The following is a 22132-nucleotide window of genomic DNA, read 5'->3' as shown; positions in this document are numbered from 1 at the left end:
CCCTGAAGATTAAGGTTGCACAAGGTCAATAGCGACAATATCGGCTTCTTTTGACTGATACATTGATAAGATCAGGCTGTTATCCGCTAACCGGGTGATAGAACGGCCCGGTTTTATTGTCCGCGGTGGCAGGCTGGCAATAAGTTGTTGCTCGCCGGTCCAGCTTTGCAGCTTTATCAGGTCTGCTATTGCGGTGCGCTGTATATACAAAATACCATCTTCGCCCAACAGCCAGTTGCCCCAGTCTTTGCTGCTAAGCTGTTCTATTAGTAGTTCGGCAGGCTGGCCGGTTCTCAGCCGCCATATTCCCCCGTCAGGTTTAACAACAAACAGCTCGTGATTATTGTTCTCCTGCGCAAACAGCCCGCCGCTTAAGGTTAGTTGTTCCCGGATACCGGTAGCCAGATAGTGGCGCCATATTTGCCATTGGCCGTTTAAGTCAGAACTAAACAGGATAGAGTCATCGTTAATTCCCCAGCTGAAGTTTTTGGCCGGGTAATTAATTTGCGGTAGTTGCTGTAGTGGTTGTTCGTCAAGATTCCCCAGATACAGGCTGTAATAATTGTCGCCGTTTTGTTTTACCGGCAGCAAAAACTTATCGCCGCTATTTGACAGTGCATGTATATAAGCCGAGCCACTGATATCGGCAATTTTGCTGGCAAATTCGCTGTCGGCAGCGGCAGCCCAAAGCTGAAAACTGCCACTTTTATTGCTGAAGAACACCAGTTTATCCGCACTGGCCGAGTATAGCGGATAAAGCTCGCGGCCATATGAAAACGGCAACGGCTTGGTTGTACCATCTGGCTGCAGCTTAACCAGCTGTTCCATCGAGGTATAACGTGGATACACCAGCTGCGGTTGCTGGCCGGGCCGCACTGCAATGCGGCCGGGGGTGGCTTCAAATGACAGAGGAGATATGCTGCCGTCTTTGAGTGATACCTGTAAAATGGTCACTTCAGAGTGCCAAGCGGTGCCGAAATACAGGTGAGAATCGTCCGGGCTGAATGCCAGCGAGTAGATGGCTTGCGGTTCTTTCAGCAACGCCCGGATCCGGCCATTTTTAGTGCGCAGGTAAATATTACCCAGGCCACCTTTCAGGCTGGCATAGGCCAGAGTATCACTGTGGTTGGCCCATGCCAGCGGGTAATCTTCAAAGTCGCTTTGCTCGGACGTTAACTGGCTAAACTGTGCATTGTCAGCGTTGTAGCCCTTAATACTGACACCACCCTTAGTATTTCTATAGGCATAGGCCAATTGATTACCGGTTCTGGACCAACTTAAGGTGTTAACAATATTTCTGCCGTAGCAGTTATCAATAAACTGGCTGGTGCCATCAGACAAATGCTGAATTTTCACGCGGCAGTCTTTGTCATTAATCACCGTGTAGGCCAGTTGGCTGCCGTCTGGCGAGAATGTCGGCGAGGCGCCAAATTCATCATCGGCCGATACCAGTCGTGGCTCGCTGCCTGTTTGCGCTAAATCAACAGTATAAATACCCGGCAAGCCACTGCCTTTGTCCCATTGAAACGCCATAAAGCGGCCATCGGCGGTAAAAGCCGGGGTTTCTTCAGCACCTTTATAATGGCTAAGGATCACCGGGCGCGGCTGTAATGGTGTTGGCTGCAACGTTTGTGGTTTTAATGCCCATACAACTGTTGCCACCGGCACCAGTGCCAAAGCTGCCAGCAGCCACCATGGCTGATTATGTGCTGCGCGGGTTGGAGCGGTGTGGTCTGCCGTTTCTGTGACACTGTGCAGCAACACATAACCTATTCTGGCAACGGTGCCAATAACTTCGCTGTCGCCGCCGGTGTCGGCAAAGGCTCTACGTAACTGCCATATAGCCTGGTTTAGCGCTTTGTCACCCACATCTTTATGGCCCCGCCAGATGGCAGCAACAAACTGGTCGCGGCTTACGGTTTCGCCCGGCTGGGCGATCAGTAGTTTTATTACTTCAAAAGCTTTGGCTGGCAGCGTTACCTGGCCCATTGGCCCGTGGATCTGTAGCTTGGCAGGAGTAATAGTCCAGTGACCTATCTGATAACAGTATTGACTGGTGCGGGTGTGGCGGGGCAAGGGCGTGACTCAGATTGTTATTATTGCAATACGTTCTATTACATTTAGATGTCAGTATCAACTGCGGTTACAAAGTAGCAATTGCAGTTACAAATAGTTGCGTTTGTCGGATATTAGTAAACCTGGATCAGAACTGCCTGAATTGATTATGTTATTGTTTTAGATGAATAAATTTAAAAAAGATAAATAAATAATGTTCAAAAGATAGCCTTTGTTATAGCAACGGAGCATTAATCCTGACAGTTCTGCCTGTTGCCCTGGCCGCAGGGTATTAACCATAACGATAAGAGAAACTGTCATGTATAAAGCGTTATTTCCCTGGTTGCCTCGCTACCTGGCTCTTGGCGGGTTGAGCCTGCTTAGTTTGCCGGTGCTTGCAACACCTGTTCCTGCTAACAACGCAGGTTTAACCCGGCCGCAGGCCGAATCTGCAAAGCAAAGCCTCTATGTTGTGCAGCTCAGCGCAGCCCCTGCTGTGGAAGGTGGCAGTGTTAATCCGAATACGCAGGCTGGATTACTGCGGCAACAGGAAGATTTACTGCAGCAGTTGTATGTACGTTTTGCTGAAGTGGAGCTGCATGGCCGCAGCAAATTGCTGGGCAATAGTATTACGGTAAGCCTGACGGCAGCACAGGCGCTGGAAGTTAGCCGGATGGAGGGGGTTAAGCGTATCAGCCTTGCCAGTGATGCCTTGCCTTTACCGGCTCCGTTAAGTGTGTCTGCAAAGCCGCAGTTTAGCTCTGCCGGTATTGCCGCAAAAGCTGATGCCAGCGTTGGCAAAGGCGTGAAAATTGCGCTGATTTCAACGGGGGTTGACTATACCCATGCCAGCCTGGGAGGCGTAGGTACGCCAGAGGCGTATCAAAAGGCCTGGCAGTATGCCGGTGTGCCTTTTGATGGTTTTCCAACAAAGGTAGTTACTAAAGGTTGGGATTTTTTCAGTGAACGGGAGCCGCGGATGATTGTTGCGGATATGAACCCGATCGACTCGGCTCTGGACAGCAGTGGCAGTAGCGGAGGCCGCGGTACGGCGCTGGCTTCGATTATTCATCAGTTGGCACCCGGTGCCGAGCTTTGGGCTGGTAAAATTTACCGGGCATCACGTATTGGCGGTTCAGTATACCCGCTTGGGCCTAATACCGACCAGTTAAGAGATGCCCTGGAGTGGGCGCTTGATCCAAACCGCGATGGTGATACCAGCGACAAAGCCGATATTATTGTGCTGGATCTGGCTGGTTTTGGGCCGGGTTTTTATTCTGAGCAGGATGTCTGGACCGACACCTACGCAGTAATGGCACAGAATATTCAAAAAGCGGCGGCGTTAGGTACTCTGGTACTGGTGCCTCAGGGGGTTGCTGAACATAGCAGCAGTTATATGACCCCTATTCAGGCTGTAGCACCGGCGGCTCTGGCTGTAGGTGTAGCACAGGCTGGCACTGATGCGGATGAACTGCCGGTAGTGTTGGCTAACTCATTGCATGGGCCTGTGCGGGGCGATGTAAATGCGATTAAACCTGATCTTGTTGGTTTGTACCAGGAACAACACATTGCACTGGTAGGTACCGGCTCGGGTGAAGGCATAGCCAGCGATAACGTATTTGCACTGGCCAGAACTGCTGCTACTGCGGCGGCGCTTAAAAGTGCCCGGCCTGCGCTTAACGGCACTGAGCTAAAAGCTTTACTGGTAAACACAGCTAATAATCAGGTAAACACTCCGGATGCAGAAAAACTGGCCGCAATAAGCTGGATCGGCGCAGGCCTGGAAGATAGCAGCGCCGCTGCGGCCAGCCCTGCGGTGGCCTGGGATTTGGCATCGGGTTTACCCAGCCTGCATTTAGGCAACCCCGAAGTATTGCCGGGTAAGCAGTTAGAGCTGCGCCGGGAGCTGTATATCCGCAATCTAAGCGAACAGCCGTTAACCTATACGCTTAGTGCACATAGCCGGGAAGGCGGGCCTGATAGCCGGGCGCTAAGCTGGCAATTACCAGCCGAGGTGGTTGTTCCGGCCAAACGTGCGGTAACAGTGCCGGTTACCCTAACTATTGACGGCAGCTTATTGCCCAAATGGCCACTGATAGATGCAGCTGATTACACTCACGAACAGTGGCGTGCCAGTGAAATGGATGGCTACCTCAGGCTAAACGCAGGTGACAATATCCCTGCTATTCAACTGCCCTGGTTAGTACGGCCACGGCCTGCTGCCGATATTCAAAGACATTTTAATACCTACCGTGAGGTATTGCCGTCGTTTACTACAGACGGGCCTGACTTCCCGTTAGGTGAAGCGTTGTTTCCCGGCAATTACTTTAGCCGCGAACAGGAGTTTGAGAATATCTCAGCCTATGATATGACTTTTACTGCGCTGCCAGTGGTAGCACGTAACGTTCAACCCCGTGACAGCACAGTGGGGGCTAAAGGCGGGATGGTACTGCAAAATCTGGCCAGTGCGGTAATAGCTGACAGTCGCTGTGAAGCAGGCCAGAAGCTGACTTTAGCTATCACGTTTTTTAACCCGCGCGCTTTACCATTTCGCAGTTATTTTGATAAAACGCTAAACGGTTCGCTGGATATGTTTATTGTGCGTAATGAAATCCTGACCGATTATCCGGGGATGTCAATTCAGCAATTGTTTACTTTTATTGAAGATAAAGATCTGGTTTTAGAGAGTTTTATCAGCCTGGATGAAGCCGGGGTACCGGTAAATTACTACCATGATCTGAATATTCCCATTAACCCTGCCGACCCTGCCGCCAGCCTGAAAACCAGTAAATTGCCGGTACGTTTTGCTACCGATAGCCGCAACTTAATGGTGGATTACTGCCTGGAAGAACTGCTGCGTGACGATTTGACGCTGGAGGATCTGAATCAAAACCTCGGTTACATGATAGAGACTGACCGTGATGCGATGCCGGCTTCAAACAGAGAACCTGTTATTGCTTTTAACCCGGTAAATATGGGGCCGGTAGAAGTACGCTATGAGTATGACTGGTATGGCAATCTGATAGAGGTGATTAGTAATCAGGCTAACTATGTTGCCTTAAGCGAAAAAGGGGGCAGTACACCGGTCAGTGGTTACAGCAATGAAATAACGCTGGCTCCGGGAGAGCGGGCTACGTTAACGAGCGTGGTAGATGGCTTTTGTGAATATGCGGGGCAGTGCGGTAAAGGCTTTGTACTGTTGGCCGAAGAGGCGGATTACCATATGTGGTCGGCTCTGACATTAGGCAATGATCATGGCTTTGTCGCCACTCCGCGCCGGGGCCAGCAGTTTAGTGTGATGGATAATGCTCAGCCCGGCCAGTTAGTAGGGGTTATTCAGCTTGAATCTAATGCATTTTTTAATATGGCGGGTAGCGAAGGTGCTGAAGGCTATGCACTGCATTTGGTTAACCCACTGCCAGACAATGCACTACGGGTAACCAAAAAGGGTGAAATTCTGGTTGATGATGCCTCTGTACTTAATGCTGATGGTATCAGCAGTTATCACTTAAAGGTGTTTGGGCAGATTGATAACTCTGAAATATACATCAGCCCGGCCGTTGACGTGTTGATAAAGGTAAACAGCCGTAATATTTCGCCACCGGAACTAAGTAACCCGGCCAGCACAACGCTAAACGGTACTGCCGGAGCCAGCCTGCTCTTTGATTTGTCTGCACTGTTTGATGACGCAGAGGGAGACGAACTGAGCTTTACTGCAGCCACTTTGCCTCAAGGCCTGACGCTGGATAGTAGCGGCAGACTAAGTGGCAATATTACCAGCGCCGGAAACTACGAATTTGTGGTTAATGTCAGCGATGGCCGGCATCAGGTTGCTGTCGCCTTTTCCCTGAACCTGAGTGCCGCACCCTCAAGCGGCAGCAGCAGCGGTACTTTCGGCCCCGGCATGCTGCTGATACTACTGCTTGCGCTACGTCGCAGGTTCGCTCACCACAATTGATTTAAGCGGGGCTGCAGGCCCCGCTAATAAAGGATCCCTGTAATGAAAAAAACTTTATTACTGGCTGCTGTGCTGAGTTTGTCAGCCGTGGCAGCACAACCTGACGATGGTCAGAATAAATTGAACTATGTGCCAAAAGCGGCGCAAAAAAGCCTGTCCAGCCGTGACGATAATGTTTACTTTGTCCTGTTTGACGAGCCTGCCGTGGCTACCGCAGGTATTGCTGCTAAAGGGCAGTTGCTTAATGCTAAATCGACTAACGTACAGCATTATGCCGGTAGCCTTAGAACTAACCAGACACGTGTACTAAGCCGTGCCAGCAGCCATATTGGTGAGCCGGTACAGACCTTGTTCCAGTACCAGTACAGTGTTAACGCTGCTGCGGTAAGGGTGTCGGCGCAGGGCGCTGCGGCTTTGGCAAAGCAACCGGGTGTAAAAGCGGTAGTAAAAAGGCAAATTCACTATTTGCATACCGATTCCGGCCCGGCTTATACCGGTGCGCCGGCTATCTGGCAAAGCCAGACCGGTGTTGCCAGCAAAGGTGAGGGCGTTGTTGTAGGTATTATGGATACCGGCATTAATACTGATCATCCCAGTTTTGCTGCTATAGGGGGAGATGGTTATCAGCATGTTAACCCGCTGGGTGAAGGCAATTATCTGGGCGACTGCCAGACATACAGCCAGTTTTGTAACAGCAAGCTGATTGGTATTGTTAGTTACCCCGATATTATCAATGCTTATTCGCTGGTGCCGGTAGATACCGTACAGTACCCGGATCTGGGCGACCGGTTACAAATCGGCTTCGACTTTAACGGCCATGGCAGCCATGTGGCCAGTACTGTAGCGGGTAACGTACTGAAAAACATACCGGCCTACAATGCAGTAGGTGAAGAGTCTGCATACCTGTTTGAGCAAATAAGCGGCATGGCGCCGCATGCTAATATCGTATCGTATCAGGTATGTTATCCGGGCAATGGTGATGATTATCTGGCAGGCTGCCTCCCAGAGCTGTTACTGGATGCCGTTGAGCACGCTATCATCAATGGTGTAAAAGTGCTGAACTATTCTGTCGGCGGGCCGGCAGAAAGCCCGTGGCGCTCGCTGGAAGGCCAGGTATTTCTTAATGCCCGCAATTTTGGTATCCATGTGGCTACTTCTGCCGGTAATGCCGGACCTGACAGCGAAACGATAGGCTCACCGGGAAATGTACCCTGGGTTACTACTGTTGCGGCCTTTAGCCACAACCGTGCGTTTTCGGCTAAAACACTTACCGCTAATGGTTTGGCGCTTAGTGGCCGCAGTGCCAGCGGCGCCGTTAGTGCAACGCTGGTTAATGCTGCTGATTACGGTGATGCCGACTGCCTGACGCCTTTTGCTGCCGGTACCTTTGATGGCCAAATTGTGCTCTGCCGCCGCGGTGAGATAGCCAGGGTTGAAAAAGGTACTAATGTTAAAGCCGGTGGTGCTGCGGGTTTAGTATTGATGAACGTAACAGGTGAGGCTAGCAGTGTAGATGATGATTTTCATGTGCTGCCCGGCATTAACCTCAGCGCAGACGACGGTGAAACCTTATTAACCTGGCTGGCAGCAAATGCCGGGCAACAGGTTAGTATCAGTGCATCAGAGCTGATCCAGGATGATGAACTGGGTTCAATTGCCGGTGTGTTTTCGTCCCGCGGCCCCGGCTATCCTTATGATAGCTACTTATCGCCGGACATTGCCGCACCGGGTGTCAGCATTTATGCCGCTTATACGCCATATCAGCCGTTTAGCAACCAGAAAAACGAAGTACCTTACGCTTTTTTAGATGGCACCTCTATGGCCAGCCCGCATGTGGCAGGAGCGCTGGCGCTTATTCAGGCGGTGCGTCCGCACTGGACACCGGCTCAGGCGCAATCAGCATTGATGATGACCGCGAACAGCCAGGCTTATAAAGATGATGAGTTAAGCGGCAACAAACAACAGGCCAGTTTTTTTGATATGGGCGCTGGCATGATGCGGGTAGATAAGGCGGTAAATGCCGGTTTATTGCTGAATGAAAGCGGCGACAATTATCTGGCTGCGAACCCTGAACTTGGCGGTAACCCCGGCGAGTTGAACCTGGCCAGCCTGGTACAAAGCCGCTGCGTGCTAACCTGCTCATGGACCCGCACCTTTACCGCTACTGAAAGTGGTAGCTGGAGCACAGGAACTGCTACGTTGCTGGGCGATATCACTCTTAGCGCCAGCCCTGCCAGCTTTAGCCTGGCAGAGGGGGAAACTCAGGTACTTACTATTACCGCCAGTTCAGGCCATACCTCGGCCAGCAAATGGCAATTTGGCCAACTGGTGTTAAGTAACGGCAATCCGCAGCAAACCCTGACTTTACCTGTGGTAGCGGAATTTGTCGCTGGCTCCGGGCCAGAGCAGGCCAGCCTGACGGTGAGCAGCCCGCAAGGTGAAACACTGCTAGGTGGTTTTAACAGTGGTGCAAACATAAACCAACTGCAACCGCTTGCCCGCGGTCTGGTAAAACCTGAACGCTATAATATTCAGTTGTTAGCGCCCACTACCCAACCCTATGATCTGGAATGGGCTTACAACAAAGATAACCGCTTTGTACTGCCGCTAGTCGTTACCAACAGTACGCAACGGGTTCGGGTAAAAGTAGAAAGTACCAGCAGCCCTGATTTAGACTTGTATATTGGTCCGGATGAAAATCTGGATGGCGATCTTAGTTCCGCTGATGACATACACAATCTGTTGTGCATGAGCGCCGGTGTTGATTCCAATGAGATATGCGACCTGCTGACACCTGCGCCCGGTGTGTACTATATTGCGCTGCACAATTTTCAGGGTTCAGCACCCGGTGCCATGGATGATGTCAGCTTATCGGTGGCGGTGATCAGCGATAAAGATGAAGCCAACCTGGCACTGACTGTGGTACCACATACGGCATCGCAATTTTCGTTACGGGCTGGCTGGCAATTAGCGGACGCCGAGCCGGGTGATGACTATGTTGGCGTCATCGCTGCTGAAACAGGCATAGGGCAACGTTTTGGCCTGACCGCACTGGATATTCACATTGCTGAGCCTGTTGTGGCATTAGGCACGAGCCAGCAAAAAGTAGGGGCCGGTACAACGCTGAGTTATCAGCTAACGCTGGCGGCAAACAATACAGCTGCAGCGCGCTCTGTAGCATTTAGCCTGGCTGTACCTGAAGGGCTTAGCCTCAGTGCAATAGACGGTGCAGAGTATAGTCAGCAAGCTGGCGCTATTACGTTTGCGCTGGCGCAACCAGCCGGGGCTGAGGCGAAAAACCTGACACTGCACTTTGCCAGCACACCACAGGCCAGCGGTAATGTGCTGCTTAAAGTTAATTACCAGCTGGCGGCTAACCAGACTGAAGCAGTTTATGCGCCGGAAATAGATATTATTCCGCCACTGGCCATTTTAATTAATGGCGAAGCCGCGTTTAGCCTAAGTGGTAAGGCGGGTGATAAAGTAACCCTGCGGGCGCAAACCAATACGCCTGCCAGCCTGAACTGGCAACAAAGCAGCGGGCCTGCTGTACCACTTAGCCAACCAACAGCCGCTGAAATTAGCTTTACACTACCCGAAGTGCAAGCTGCTCAGACGGTAGTGCTTAGCTTAACGGCAACCGATGCTCTGGGGCAAAGCCAAACGGCCAATGCCAGTATCAGCATTGCCGCACCGGCCAGAAACAGCAGTGGCGCGCTGGCCTGGTACTGGTTAGCTATGTTATTGCTGCTGCGTTTTATGCCACAGGGTAAACGCGCTGGCTAACCTACAGCTTTTAACAAGCCTCTCTAATATAACGGTCAGCTTAGCTGGCCGTTATTATTTGGCCGCTAAAATTGCCACCGGCAACAAATACTGCGGCCTTTGCAGGCAAAACGCTGGCAACATGGTAATCTTGGCGTTTTATCCGGCCTGTATTTTTGTCAGTTACCGCATCAGCTAAGGAAATTTATTGTGCAATATTATCTGGGCGCTTATGCCGCTTCTCCCAACCATAGTGGCTGGGATCCTATGCTGGAAACAGCGTATTACAACGAATTAAAAGCGCTGCCGAATATCAAAGGCCTGGAGCACCCGTTTTTAGGTGCTTTGCATCAGCATGATGACAACTGGTTTTTAGCCAATATCGACCCGCAGTGGCATTACGTATTTACCTGTATTCCCGGCATTATGAATGCACTGGGGCAAAACCCAATGTTTGGTATTGCCTCTGATGATGAAGCCGGGCGCCTGGCTGCTCTTAACTTTATGCAGCAAGCCTGCACAGCAATTGGTAAATTAAATGCCCACCTGGGGCGCCAGGCAGTTACTGCAATTCAAATCCAGACGGCACCGGCAAGGCATAAAGCGTCATCCTCTAAATCGGCGCTGATGGCATCGCTGCGCACTATGCTTAGCTGGAACTGGCATGGCGCCCGTATTGTGATTGAACACTGCGATGCATACCTTGCCAGCCAGACACCATCAAAAGGCTTTTTAGCACTAAGTGATGAGCTGGACGTTATCACGCAGTTAAATACCGAGCTGGGCAAAGAGCAGCAATTAGGTATGGTAATTAACTGGGGGCGCTCGGTATTTGAAACCCGCCGGGTGGCAGGTGCTGTTGAGCATATTCAGGCAGTACAGGCTGCAGGTGTACTAAGCGGGCTGATGTTTTCCGGGGTATCGGATCAGGATAGCGAATACGGTGCCTGGCGCGATAGCCATCAACCACCGCAGAGCAGCGGGCTGGTAGTAAATGGTGAACCCGGCAGCTGGATGACAGAACAGGCCATGCACAGTTGTTTGGCTGCGTGCAACGATGCCGCAGGCTTGCCGGTGTTAGGGGCAAAAATTGGTATCCGGCCACATAGCGCCGACATCAGGCAACGCATGGGGTATATCCGCGATACGCTGGCGATATTAGACCGTTATTTTTTTACGTCGTAGGGTGTTAAAACCGTAACTGTTACAGCCGCAAGGACGCGGCTGCAGGTTTAATATGACCAAAGTGTTTTAGCGCCAAAAAGCCAACAAGCAGTAATGCAAAAGCCGGCAGCAGGGTGTTGATATAGCTAAGGTAGGTCAGGCTAAGCTCGTGCCGCTGGCTAAACAACAGCCACAAACTATATAAACCAAAACCCAGCATTGGCACAGCAACCAGACACAGGTGGTAACGGCGTAGCTGGGTTTGCAGATACAGCAGAGCGATTACAACCGGAACCGCCAGCAGCAGATGCAGCACTAAATCCATAATGGAAAGCCATAACAGTGCAGAGCCGCGTAAGGTATCGGAGTCCATGATCCACAGTTGTACCGGGTTTATCGTAGCGATAAAACCAAAACACAAGATCACAAAATACACATGCGCCACGCCCAGCAGCAGGGAAATAAGCGAGCGGATACTAAAAATAATAAGCTTGGCCACCATCACAGGCACTCCGGCAAATACAACAGGCGGCAAGGTAGCATGCCGCCTTTATTCAAACAACAATAGTAATTAAACCGGTTCATGCCGGCTCTGATTAGCCGGCACTGTAAGCCGTAACTTAGTTAGAAGGCGTGCGGTATTTTTCAAACCAGGCCAGCATATACTCTACTTTTTCAATCATCCGGCTGGGGCGGTTAGAAATACCGTGCGGTGAGCCCGGTACCCGCACCAGAGTAGTATCAACCCGGCGTAGTTTCAGCGCCTGATAAAACTGCTCTGATTCTGAAATAGGTGTGCGCCGGTCTGCTTCACCGGTGATCAGAATAGTCGGGGTTTTTACATTGCCCACCAGGCTTAGCGGCGAGCGCTGCCAGTAGTGCTCGACATTTTCCCATGGCACGCCGGGGAACTGGTGAAAGGTCTGATAGGTATAAGTGTCGCCGGTTAGCACTTTACTTAACCAGTTAATAATCGGTTTTACCACTGCTGCGGCTTTGTAGCGGTCGGTCAGGCCTATGGCATAAGCGGTAGCAATACCACCGGCTGAGCCGCCGCCGATAAACAGGTTATTTTCATCAATAAAACCCAGTGCCAGCATCGCATTTACGCCGCTGTCGTGGTCGGCGTAGTCTTCCGGTGAGCTGTATTTATTGTGCAGCAACATGGCAAAACGCTCGCCGTACGATGAGCTACCGCGGTGGTTGTCATAAAACACCACATAACCTTCTTTGGCATAGCGCTGCATTTCCGCACTCCACTGGGCACCATAGGCTAAGTGCGGGCCGCCGTGAATTTCAAGCAACAGCGGGTATTTCTTCGCCGGGTCAAAGTCCGGCGGTGTCATATACCAGCCTTGTATTTCTTCGCCGTCAAAAGATGACTTATAAGTAATTTCATGTACCTGTGCCAGCTTTTTATGGCCGAGCAAATCGTCGTTCAGGGCAGTAAGTACCGTAGTTTTACCCTTTTGCAGGACGGCAACCTCGCTTGGACGCTGGCTGGTGCCATGGGTATAGGCGATGGTGCCGTTATTCGCCACCGAGTATGAGCCGCTTAAATAAGGCTGCGGCTGGGATACACCACCTAAACTGGCGGTAAGCTCGGTAATTTTGCCGCTGCTACTCAAGGTAGCCAGCTTGCGCTGACCGCGATCATCGTATTGCACCACAAAGCTGGAGTTATTCAGCCAGTTTGGTTGGTCGATACTGCGATCAAAGTCTGCAGCAATGTCGCTGATGTTGTTTGAACTCAGGTTTAAAACTTTCAGCTTGCTGTTGCTGTAAGGCACCAGAGCATTGTTTTGCCATAAAAACGCCAGTTGTTTACCGTCGGGCGAAAACACCGGTGATGATTCACTGCCTGGCATAGTAGTAAGGGCTGTTAACTGTTCTGTGGCTAAATCCAGCTTATATAAATTGCTGTCACGTGGCTGATATTCCCAGTCGGGGTCGAGGTTGGCAGAAAACACCAGCGCTTTGCTATCCGGTGTAAAGCTTAAATCGCTACCGTAATTAAAGTCACCCTGAGTTAACTGGCGTTCAATGCCGCCACTGGCCGGCAGAACAAATATTTGCCGGAACTGCGGCTTTAAAAAGCCCTGGCCGTCAGCCTGATAACGCACCCGGTCCAGCACTACGGCAGGTTCAGACCATTTGGCACCATTAGGTTTTTTTACCCGCTTAACACTTTGCTTTACTGCGGCCTCACGGGCATCGACATTCATGGTAAAAGCCAGTTGTTTGCCATCCGGTGACCAAACCAGGTTAGACGGGCTTTGCCGTAATTTAGATAACTGGGCAGTTTTATTTTCTGCCAGCCAGTGCAGATGAATTTGCCTGGAGCCGCTCATGTCAGAAATAAATGCCAGCTGTTTGCCATCAGCAGACCAGCGTGGCTGGCTGTAATTAAACTGGTCGGCAAACAGCGGTAATTGCTGGCCGGTTTTTACATCCACTAACCACAGGCTGTTGCGGGTACTGTCAGTCATAATGTCATTACTGGCACGTACATAGACAATTTTGCTGCCATCCGGTGATATTTGCACATCAGCGGCATACTCCAGTGCGAAAATATCTTCGGCCTCAAAATAACGGCTGCTGGCTGTTGTAGTGGCGTGGGCTGCGCCCGATACGGCAACAGGCTCTTCAGCCAGTAAGGCAGGGCTGCTCAGTAATAAGCTGGTGGCGATCACCAGCGCTGAGCGGGTAAATGTACGCATAATGCTCCCGGATAATGTAGTTTAAGTTTATTTTTGCTTAAACCTAACCCGATCCAGACGTGAGTACAAACCCCACAGCGGCAAAGCGCAGGTTTTAAGCGGCATAGCTAATATGCTGTGGTAATACGGCAAAGAAAAAGGCTGGCGCTAAGGCCAGCCGTTTTAGCATCAGGCAGATAAGCTGTCGAAGATATGCAAAAAGGTGGGGGCTTGCTGAATATGCAACTGCATACGTAAACGCCGGGCAATATCCTGCGCGCTTATTACACCGCGGATCTGGTGTGATTCACGGTCTACTACCACGCAGTGTTGCTCACCACTTGATTGCAGCGTATTAACCACATCAGCAATGCTACAGTGCTGCAGTTGCTGATACGCCAGTGCTTTAATACGCTCACGCGGGCGCATTAAGTCAGCTACAGTAATATCATCACGGCTGTCGCCAAAGGCAATACGGCGCATAATCGACTGATCTGACAACTGGTCAAGGTGTAGTAATCCCACCAATTCGGCGTCGTGATCAACTACCAGCTTAAGCTTGGTTTGTTCCTGTTGCATCATGTCCAGCGCATCACGTGCTGTGGTAGATGCAATTACAGTATTAGGCTGGCTGTGTTTAAAGTCGGTCACTACGGTCAGTGCCGGTGAGTTTAATGTCATACCGTCAAAATCTGTAGGTTGTACTAAATGATCAATGGCTTCAACAGAGTATAATGCTAATGTTTTCATGGTGTTCCTCACATGCCGGCACGCAGAGGCCATACCGGCTAAAAAATAATTTAACTATGAACAGCAAGGCTGTTCTGGCTGAAACTTAATGTGAGGGCAAAACCGGCGGGGCACGGGCCTGCAGCGAAACTAAGAACGGTGCTTTGTTAAATACACTGCGCACAGCATAAACTGTGCTGAAAAAAGCTAAGGCGGTAGTACCGGCAGAAACCGGCAGCACAGGTTGTGGTTCGTCAGTGCTGTCTTGTTCTGTTGTTACTGTGTGGTGCGAAGTAGACGGTGTAAGCGCATGAAACTGAGTATCTGCCAGCGGCGATAACCGCTGATCATGCACAGCAAAGGCTTGCGGCGTGCACAATAAACTCAGATACAACAGTAAGGCAAAACTACTTAGCCAGCGCATACAACCTCATTCACTTAATACACCGTTTTAAGGTAACACGATGTCATTTGATAATGAGCGCTTGTAATACCTTGCGCAAGGGGGCGCTGCAAAAATAGCCGGAAATTGCGATTAACGACTATTTTTGCACGACACAGTGGCGTTTACAGGCCGGAGAGTAGGCTTTTCAGTAACAGTGCAACCAATGTCAGGCTGCCTAAACCCACCAGATACAGCAGAATAAACCAGACTATTTTAGGCAATGGCCGTCCGTTAGGCAGCGATAGTTTTACCATTAGTAGCCCTCCTCATAGTCTTCCACCTTACCGCGAAAGATATGATAACCCCATAAGGTATACGCCAGGATCAGCGGTAAAAAGATCAGTACGCCCGGTAGCATAAAGCTTAAGCTGCTGTCAGGTGCTGCTGCGGTATAAAAGCTGATCTGATGCGGCAGTAAGTAAGGAAACAGCCCCGCAACCAAACCGGCAAAAGCCAGCAAAAACAAACTGGCTGCCAGCCAGAACGGGCGGCTTTCGTGGCGGATGCTGATATCTGCCTCGGCAGCAAACTGGCGCTGTACCCGGCCTAAATCACGGAACAACAGCCTGGCTGCCAGTATAGCCATCAACGGCAGTAACATCAGGATCAGGCTGTGGGCGCCGCCAAACCAGCGCTCGCGAATTTCCGGTTGCTTGTAAAGCGTAAATAAACTCACTAACAACATCGCCAGCATCACAAATAACAGCAGGCGCTGGCCGTAGCGGGCGGCTTTTTGCTGAATATCACCTCTGCTTTTCATCGTCAGGTAAGTACAACCCAGCAAAGCATAGCCTGCCATAACGGCTAAACCGGTAAACAGGCTAAACGGCGTTAACCACTGCAAGCTGGACGAGGCTATGCTGTCGGCATCAACACCTTGCACTAACACACCCAGCATCAGGCCCTGACAAAACGCTGCCAGGCTGGAACCTATGGCAAAAGCCCGGTTCCACCATATTTTAGAGGTATGGGATTTAAAGCGGTATTCAAACGCCACGCCGCGAAAGATCAGGCCTATCAGCATCAGCATAATCGGCAGGTACAGTAATGAAGCGATACTGGCATACGCCAGCGGAAAAGCGCCAAACAGGATCACACCGCCAAATACCAGCCAGGTTTCGTTGCCATCCCAGACATGCGAAATAGAACGCATTAAATGATCGTGCTCAGCGTCGGTGTTAAACCACGGATACAAAATACCGATGCCTAAATCGAAGCCATCCAGCAGCACGTACATTAAAATGGCAAAACCCAGCAACAGGAAATAAAACAAAGGCAGACCTATTTGTAGTTCCATTAGCGTTGCTCCTGTTCCGGTTTTATATGTTTGGCCAGCGCTACGGCATAGCCCGATGCTTTAACACCAATCAGTTGCTGTGACAGTTTTTCCATCGGTGGCGGCCCTTTACGAATAAGCTTGCGCATAAAGTACAGGTAAACACCAAACAGCAGACTGTATGTCAGCACAAACAGGGTAAGAGAAAACAGCACCCGTTCTGCCGGCAGAGGCGACACCACATCAATGGTACGTACCAGGCCATGTACCAGCCAGGGTTGGCGGCCAACTTCTACCACATACCAGCCCGCCAGCACGGCAATAATACCGCTTGGCGCCAGATAACTGCAGGCAGTTAAAAACCAGCGGCTCTGGTATAAGGTGCCGCGCCAGCGTAAGAACGCACCGGCAAATGCAGTTAAAATCATCAGCACGCCAATACCGACCATAACGCGGAACGAGAAAAACACGACAGCAACGTTAGGCCGCTCGTCCGCCGGTACTGCCTTTAAGCCCATCAGTTCGCCATCGGGGTCGTGGGTTAAAATCAGGCTGGCCAGTTTTGGGATACCTATTTCAAAATGGTTTTTTTCCGCCACTCTGTCAGGAATAGCGAATAGCAGCAGCGGCGCACCGGCTTCACGCTCGGCCCAAATACCCTCCATTGCGGCCAGTTTTACCGGCTGATGCTCTTTTACATTCAGGCCGTGCAAATCACCGACATAAGCCTGCAGCGGCGTTAAAATCAGTGCCAGCCACAGTGTCATCGACAAGCCTTTGCGGGCCATATTTTTGTGCTCGCTGTGCCGCAGTTGCCATGCGCTGGTGGCTAGCACAACGAAAGTGCCGGTAATAAAAGCCGCCAGTAACATATGAGTAAAGCGGTATGGCATTGACGGGTTAAAAATGACCTGCCACCAGCTGTCTACCTGGAATACGCCATCAACAATAATATGGCCGGCCGGTGTATGCATCCAGGAGTTAGCAGCAATAATCCAAAACGCCGAAATCCAGGTGCCTACTGCTACTACCACCGTAGCCATAAAATGCAGCTTAGGCCCAACGCGCTGCCAGCCAAACAGCATAATGCCAAGAAAGCCAGCCTCAAGGAAAAACGCGGTCAATACTTCGTACGCCATTAATGGCCCCAGTACTGCGCCGGTAATGCGGGAAAACTCAGAAAAGTTGGTGCCAAATTCGTACGACAACACTATGCCCGATACCACTCCCATACCAAAAGTAATGGCGAAAGGCTTGATCCAGAATTTAGCCAGTTGCAAATACACAGGGTTGCCGGTTTTCAGCCATAGGCCCTCCCAAATCGCAATCAGCGTGGCCAGGCCGATGGTAATAGACGGAAAAATAATGTGGAAACTAACGGTAAACGCAAACTGCAAACGGGATAACAGCGCAGCATCCAGTTCCATATCAGCGTCTCCGCTGCTGCAAATAGCAGTACAGGGCAGGCGCCAGCGCTACGGCCACCATCAGGCTTAGTGCCAAAACTTCAGTGATTAATAAACTACTATTCATAACGTACTCTCTTACTGCGACATCTGCTTGGTTTATATAACTGGGTTTATGCAACAAGATTTGCAAGATGCTTACCACTTTGTGAGTATACTTATTACTTTATGATTTATATCAATTTTTATATTTCCCTTGTTTGGCGTGTAAACAAGGTTTACGATCCGCACTTCAGGTTAATGTAAACGAGGTTTACAGTGCCACTGTACTTAATATTTGAAATAAGCATGCTGTTGACCAGTGGCTGTGCGGTATTACTGGCTGGCTGGTTACTCTGGCAGGGCCAGCGCCAAACGGGTATGCCGGCATTGGCAGGGTTTGCCGCCATGATGGCCTTGTGGTGCGCGGGTCATATTGCCATTTTGCATCAGTGGCCGCAGTTGGGCATTGCATTGGTACTGGCAAACCCGCTAATGCCAATGTGTTTTTTACATTTTGCTTTGCAATTTGTCGCAGCAGGCCGGCCATTGTCATCACGGCTAAAGATGTTACAACGGCAGATCCCTGTGCTCTATGGCTTCACTTGTCTGCTAATTGCCCTGAGTTGGCTGTTTAACGGTGGTAAAATTATTGCTACTACCGGTTTTAATGCCTTTTTTGCTTTTCAGGGGCTGGGCTGGTTAAACCTGGTGTACACCGTGTTATTGGGTATTGCCGCCCATGGCGTGTTGTTGTATGGCTGGCGCCATCATTCCGGTAACCGCAAGCGTTCTATCGGTGCGATGTTTATCGCCGGTGGTTGGGGCTTATTGCTGGCGACCAGTTTTATATTTCCGTCTCTTGGCCTGACCTGGTATCCGTACCCGATGCTGTTATTACCCAGCTATCTGTTATTGCTGGTATATGGTGTGGTGCGGTATCAGGTACTGGCTATTAATGCTTTTGCCAATAAGGCATTGTTGTGGTTTTGCATGTTGTTGGTGGTGCTGGCATTGATGGCACTGGTCAGCGCTATGTTGGGGCAGTTTGGTATGCGGGCACTGTCGGCGGTTCCGGCGTGGCAGCTGTGGCTGTATTCTGCTTTGTTACTGTTATTATCGGCCGCCTGTTATCAGCCTGTGGCGGCACTTGCCAGGCGGTTGATATATCCCGGCGTTACATTAAATGAAGCTTTGCTGGAGCGCTGGCGCTCGCAGTTGCAACAAAGTGAAAGCTGGACAGAGTTGGCGGCGCTTGGCAGCACATTATTAGCACAACAGTTGCGTATGCGTGTTGCTGTGCATTTGCCGCAGACTCAGGCCGTGGCGGCCCAACTGCAAATTCACTGCCAGCGCGGCAGCGGAGGCTGGCATTATGAGCTCAAAGGCTGGGATGATGTTACGCCTGGTTACAGGTTGCAAGGCGAGGTGTTTGCTGCCTTATTGCTGAGTAGTTGCCGTATTCTGGAGCAATCATTAAAGCTGGCCGAGGCTGAACGGAAACGGCTGGATCAACAGCATCTGGTTGAGCTTGGCGCATTATCGGCCGCGATGGCACATGAGCTGAGAAATCCGCTGAATATTATTGCCATGGCCGCAGCAAGTACGGCAGACGATACCCGCCGGCATATTCGGCAGCAGTTAAAACGTGCCGACCGGCTAATTGCCGATTTACTGAGTTATTCCGGCCAGCTGCAGTTGCAATTAACGACAGTACCACTTAATGCACTGTTGCAAAGCCTGATACAGCAACACGACTGGCAAGGTGTAAGTTGTCAGTTAGAGGTTGATGAACAACTGCTGATCACCGCCGATGTCTACCGCTTGCAGCAGGTAATCGTAAACCTGCTGGATAATGCGCTGGCGTTTTGCCGTAATCAGAATGGCGCCATTATTAAGCTGCAGGCGCAGCAACAGGGGGCGCAGTTGCTGTTGTATATACACAATAATGGCCCGGCTATTGCTCCTGAACAGCATAGCAGCCTGTTTCAGCCTTTTGTCAGCAAACGGGCTGGCGGTAGCGGCCTGGGGCTGGCGATAGTACGGCGCATTATGCAGGCGCATGGTGGCGAAATTAGCCACCGTACTGATCTTGGCTGGCCGGTCAGCTTTGAATTACGTTTTAATTTAAATACAGAAGACAGCAAAAATGAATAAAGGCCGCATATTACTGATTGACGATGAACCGGCATTTCGCCAGTTGGCGCAAAGCTGGTTGCAAAACAGTGGTTATCAGGTCGTCACGGCGGCAGATTTAACCGAGGCACGCCAGCAATTACAGCAATTTGACGCTGACTTAATTTTGCTTGATTTATCATTACCGCCCCAATTTAACCCGCAGCACACTCTACAGGCCCTGCCGGAATTTATTGCCAGGCCGGTAATTATTTTAACCGGCCATGCTGAGCGGCAACTGGCGTTGGATGCCATAGCGCTTGGTGCCTGGGATTTTATTGCCAAACCGGTCGACCCGGATTTACTGGCCGTAGTAATAAAGCGCGCGCTGGGTAAGCATCAGCTTGAACAAGAGCTTAGCCAACTGAAACAACAACGCCAGGCCAGTAACGCTGTACAGCGTTTAATTGGCGTATCACCGGCGATGGAGGCTATGCGAACGCTGATCCAGCGTATTGCTCCTACTGATGTACGGGTGTTGGTAACCGGGCCATCCGGTACCGGTAAAGAAGTGGTATCACGGGCATTGCATGAGCTGAGCCGGCGTGCAGAGCAAGCCTTTGTGTCTGTGCATTGTGGCGCCATTCCGGCCGACCTGCTCGAAAGTGAGCTGTTTGGCTATGTTAAAGGTGCTTTTACCGGGGCCGATAAAGACCGGCCGGGGTTGCTGAAACTGGCTGATGGTGGCACTTTGTTTCTCGATGAAATTGGCGAAATGCCGTTACCGATGCAGGTAAAGCTGTTGCGGGTGTTGCAGGAAGGCACTTTTTTCCCGGTTGGCGGGCGTGAGCAGCAGAAAATTGACTTACGGCTTATTTCTGCCACCAATGCTAATTTGCCACAATTGGTACAAAAAGGCCTGTTTCGTGAAGATCTGTATTACCGTATTAAAGGCATTACGCTGGAAACCGTAGCGCTTAGCAGCCGCAGTCAGGATATACCGCTGCTGTTGCAGTTTTTTCTTGAGCAATTATCGCAGCAGCAGGGGCAACGTTTAAAACTGGACAGCACTGCACTAAGCTGGTTTTTACAGCGCGAGTGGCCGGGTAATATCCGTGAGTTGAAAAACACACTGGAAAGCGTCGCCGCAGTGGCACAGGGCGGAGTGATCAGTATGGCAGATATCAGCTTGTTGCACCCGGAGGCCGGTACTTCGGACACTACACAAGTGGTAACAGAGACAGGTGTACAATTGTTAGACCAGGCTGTGCAGCAATTAGAAATACGCATGATTAAACAAGCACTTGAGCAATGTACCGGTAATAAAAGCCAGGCTGCACGCCAACTGGGGTTATCCCGGCAGGGGTTACTAAAGAAAATTGACCGCTACCAACTGGCAGATTAAGGTAGGCAGCAAAACTTGGAGAATAAAAATGAAAGCAGTAGGTTATCAGCAGTCACTACCGGCAACCGATCCACAAGCGCTGGTTGATATTGAACTGGCCGATCCGGTAGCCAGTGGCCGGGATATTCTGGTACGGGTGCACGCAATATCGGTTAATCCGGTCGATACTAAAATCAGAAAGCGGGTTCAGCCCGAAGCCGGACAACATAAAGTTCTGGGCTGGGACGCAGCCGGTGAAGTGGTAGCGGTAGGCGAAGATGTCAGTTTATTTAAAGTGGGCGATAAAGTATTTTATGCCGGTTCATTAACCCGCCCCGGCAGCAACAGTGAACTGCAACTGGTTGATGAACGCCTGGCCGCAGTGATGCCGGATAGTTTAAGTTACGCCGAAGCGGCAGCTTTACCATTAACTGCCATTACCGCCTGGGAGCTATTGTTTGACCGGCTGGAAATTCAGCAGCCAAGTTTAAAGCATCCGCGTCCGGTGCTGCTGGTAACCGGTGCGGCCGGTGGCGTAGGTTCAGTACTGGTGCAACTGGCCCGCCAATTAACCACGGCAACCATTATTGCTACGGCATCGAGGCCGGAAACCAGGCAATGGGTCATCGATCTGGGGGCACATTACGTGTTGGATCACAGCCAGCCGTTGTTACCGCAGTTAAAAGCACTTGATTTAAGTTGTGTAAGCCATGTTGCCAGTTTAACCCATACCGACCAGCATTATGCTGAGCTGGTACAACTGCTGGCGCCACAGGGCAAGCTGGCGTTGATAGATGACCCGGTTGGCGGCCTTGACATTATGCCGCTTAAGCAAAAAAGTATTTCGCTGCACTGGGAGTTTATGTTTACCCGTGCCATGTTTGGTACGCCGGATATGAATGCGCAGCATCAGTTGCTAACTGATTTGGCAAGGCTTATTCAGCAAGGCCAGATAAAAACCACGCTAAAGCAAACGATGGGCACTATCAATGCCGATAATTTGCGCCGGGCTCATTTACTGCTGGAAAGCGGTACTGCTATTGGTAAAGTGGTGCTGGAAGGCTGGAACTAGCAGGTTTAGACTGTACAGCAGCCAA

General features: G+C 50.8%; 14 protein-coding genes. 6 read left to right on the top strand and 8 right to left on the bottom strand.

What is annotated here, in order from left to right:
* Positions 1-9 precede the first annotated feature (9 nt).
* Positions 10-2076: a winged helix-turn-helix domain-containing protein gene (locus J3B89_RS07250; protein WP_215396845.1), complete on the bottom strand. Its 2067-nt coding sequence runs from the start codon at positions 2074-2076 to the stop codon at positions 10-12.
* Between the two features lie 298 nt (positions 2077-2374).
* On the opposite strand from J3B89_RS07250, the gene J3B89_RS07245 reads away from it, so the two are divergent.
* The 3 genes from J3B89_RS07245 to J3B89_RS07235 all read left to right on the top strand — a co-directional run bounded on the left by J3B89_RS07245 (position 2375) and on the right by J3B89_RS07235 (position 10963).
* Positions 2375-6013, top strand: coding sequence for a putative Ig domain-containing protein (locus J3B89_RS07245; protein ID WP_215396844.1), 3639 nt, complete (start codon positions 2375-2377; stop codon positions 6011-6013).
* 42 nt (positions 6014-6055) lie between these two features.
* On the top strand, positions 6056-9799 hold the full coding sequence (locus J3B89_RS21380; protein WP_215396843.1) for a S8 family serine peptidase: 3744 nt from the start codon (positions 6056-6058) through the stop codon (positions 9797-9799).
* A 189-nt stretch (positions 9800-9988) separates the two neighbouring features.
* Positions 9989-10963, top strand: a complete 975-nt coding sequence (locus J3B89_RS07235; protein ID WP_215396842.1) for a DUF4862 family protein — start codon at positions 9989-9991, stop codon at positions 10961-10963.
* Between the two features lie 19 nt (positions 10964-10982).
* On the opposite strand, the gene J3B89_RS07230 is transcribed toward J3B89_RS07235, so the two are convergent.
* From J3B89_RS07230 to J3B89_RS07205, 7 genes are all read right to left on the bottom strand, one after another.
* Positions 10983-11447, bottom strand: a complete 465-nt coding sequence (locus J3B89_RS07230; RefSeq protein ID WP_215396841.1) for a hypothetical protein — start codon at positions 11445-11447, stop codon at positions 10983-10985.
* A 115-nt stretch (positions 11448-11562) separates the two neighbouring features.
* Positions 11563-13662, bottom strand: coding sequence for a S9 family peptidase (locus tag J3B89_RS07225; protein WP_215396840.1), 2100 nt, complete (start codon positions 13660-13662; stop codon positions 11563-11565).
* 168 nt (positions 13663-13830) lie between these two features.
* On the bottom strand, positions 13831-14391 hold the full coding sequence (locus J3B89_RS07220) for a CBS domain-containing protein (protein ID WP_215396839.1): 561 nt from the start codon (positions 14389-14391) through the stop codon (positions 13831-13833).
* 85 nt (positions 14392-14476) lie between these two features.
* Positions 14477-14794: a hypothetical protein gene (locus J3B89_RS07215; RefSeq protein ID WP_215396838.1), complete on the bottom strand. Its 318-nt coding sequence runs from the start codon at positions 14792-14794 to the stop codon at positions 14477-14479.
* A gap of 143 nt (positions 14795-14937) precedes the next feature.
* Positions 14938-15069, bottom strand: coding sequence for a hypothetical protein (locus J3B89_RS21375; protein WP_259238050.1), 132 nt, complete (start codon positions 15067-15069; stop codon positions 14938-14940).
* Positions 15069-16112 (bottom strand): cytochrome d ubiquinol oxidase subunit II, encoded by a 1044-nt coding sequence (gene cydB / locus J3B89_RS07210; protein WP_215396837.1) that lies wholly within the window; start codon positions 16110-16112, stop codon positions 15069-15071. Before cydB ends, J3B89_RS21375 begins: the two co-directional genes overlap by 1 nt.
* Entirely contained in the window at positions 16112-17518 is a 1407-nt protein-coding gene (locus J3B89_RS07205) for a cytochrome ubiquinol oxidase subunit I (RefSeq protein ID WP_215396836.1), read from the bottom strand. The genes cydB and J3B89_RS07205 overlap by 1 nt, the downstream gene beginning before the upstream one ends.
* Before the next feature lie 327 nt (positions 17519-17845).
* Between J3B89_RS07205 and J3B89_RS07200 the strand changes: the two genes are divergently transcribed.
* Genes J3B89_RS07200 through J3B89_RS07190 form a run of 3 tightly spaced genes read left to right on the top strand, consistent with a single transcriptional unit; the run spans position 17846 to position 22107 of the window.
* Entirely contained in the window at positions 17846-19693 is a 1848-nt protein-coding gene (locus tag J3B89_RS07200) for a sensor histidine kinase (RefSeq protein ID WP_215396835.1), read from the top strand.
* Positions 19686-21056 carry a sigma-54-dependent transcriptional regulator gene (locus tag J3B89_RS07195; protein ID WP_215396834.1) on the top strand — a complete coding sequence of 457 codons (1371 nt, stop codon included), beginning with the start codon at positions 19686-19688 and terminating at the stop codon, positions 21054-21056. The genes J3B89_RS07200 and J3B89_RS07195 overlap by 8 nt, the downstream gene beginning before the upstream one ends.
* A 28-nt stretch (positions 21057-21084) precedes the next feature.
* Positions 21085-22107 carry a zinc-binding alcohol dehydrogenase family protein gene (locus J3B89_RS07190; protein ID WP_215396833.1) on the top strand — a complete coding sequence of 341 codons (1023 nt, stop codon included), beginning with the start codon at positions 21085-21087 and terminating at the stop codon, positions 22105-22107.
* Positions 22108-22132 lie beyond the last annotated feature (25 nt).

This window comes from Rheinheimera oceanensis, assembly GCF_018831085.1.
In the GTDB taxonomy this organism is placed as follows: domain Bacteria; phylum Pseudomonadota; class Gammaproteobacteria; order Enterobacterales; family Alteromonadaceae; genus Alishewanella; species Alishewanella oceanensis.
The sequence above is the reverse complement of the archived record's forward strand: the minus strand, read 5'-3'. Positions and strand labels throughout refer to the sequence as shown.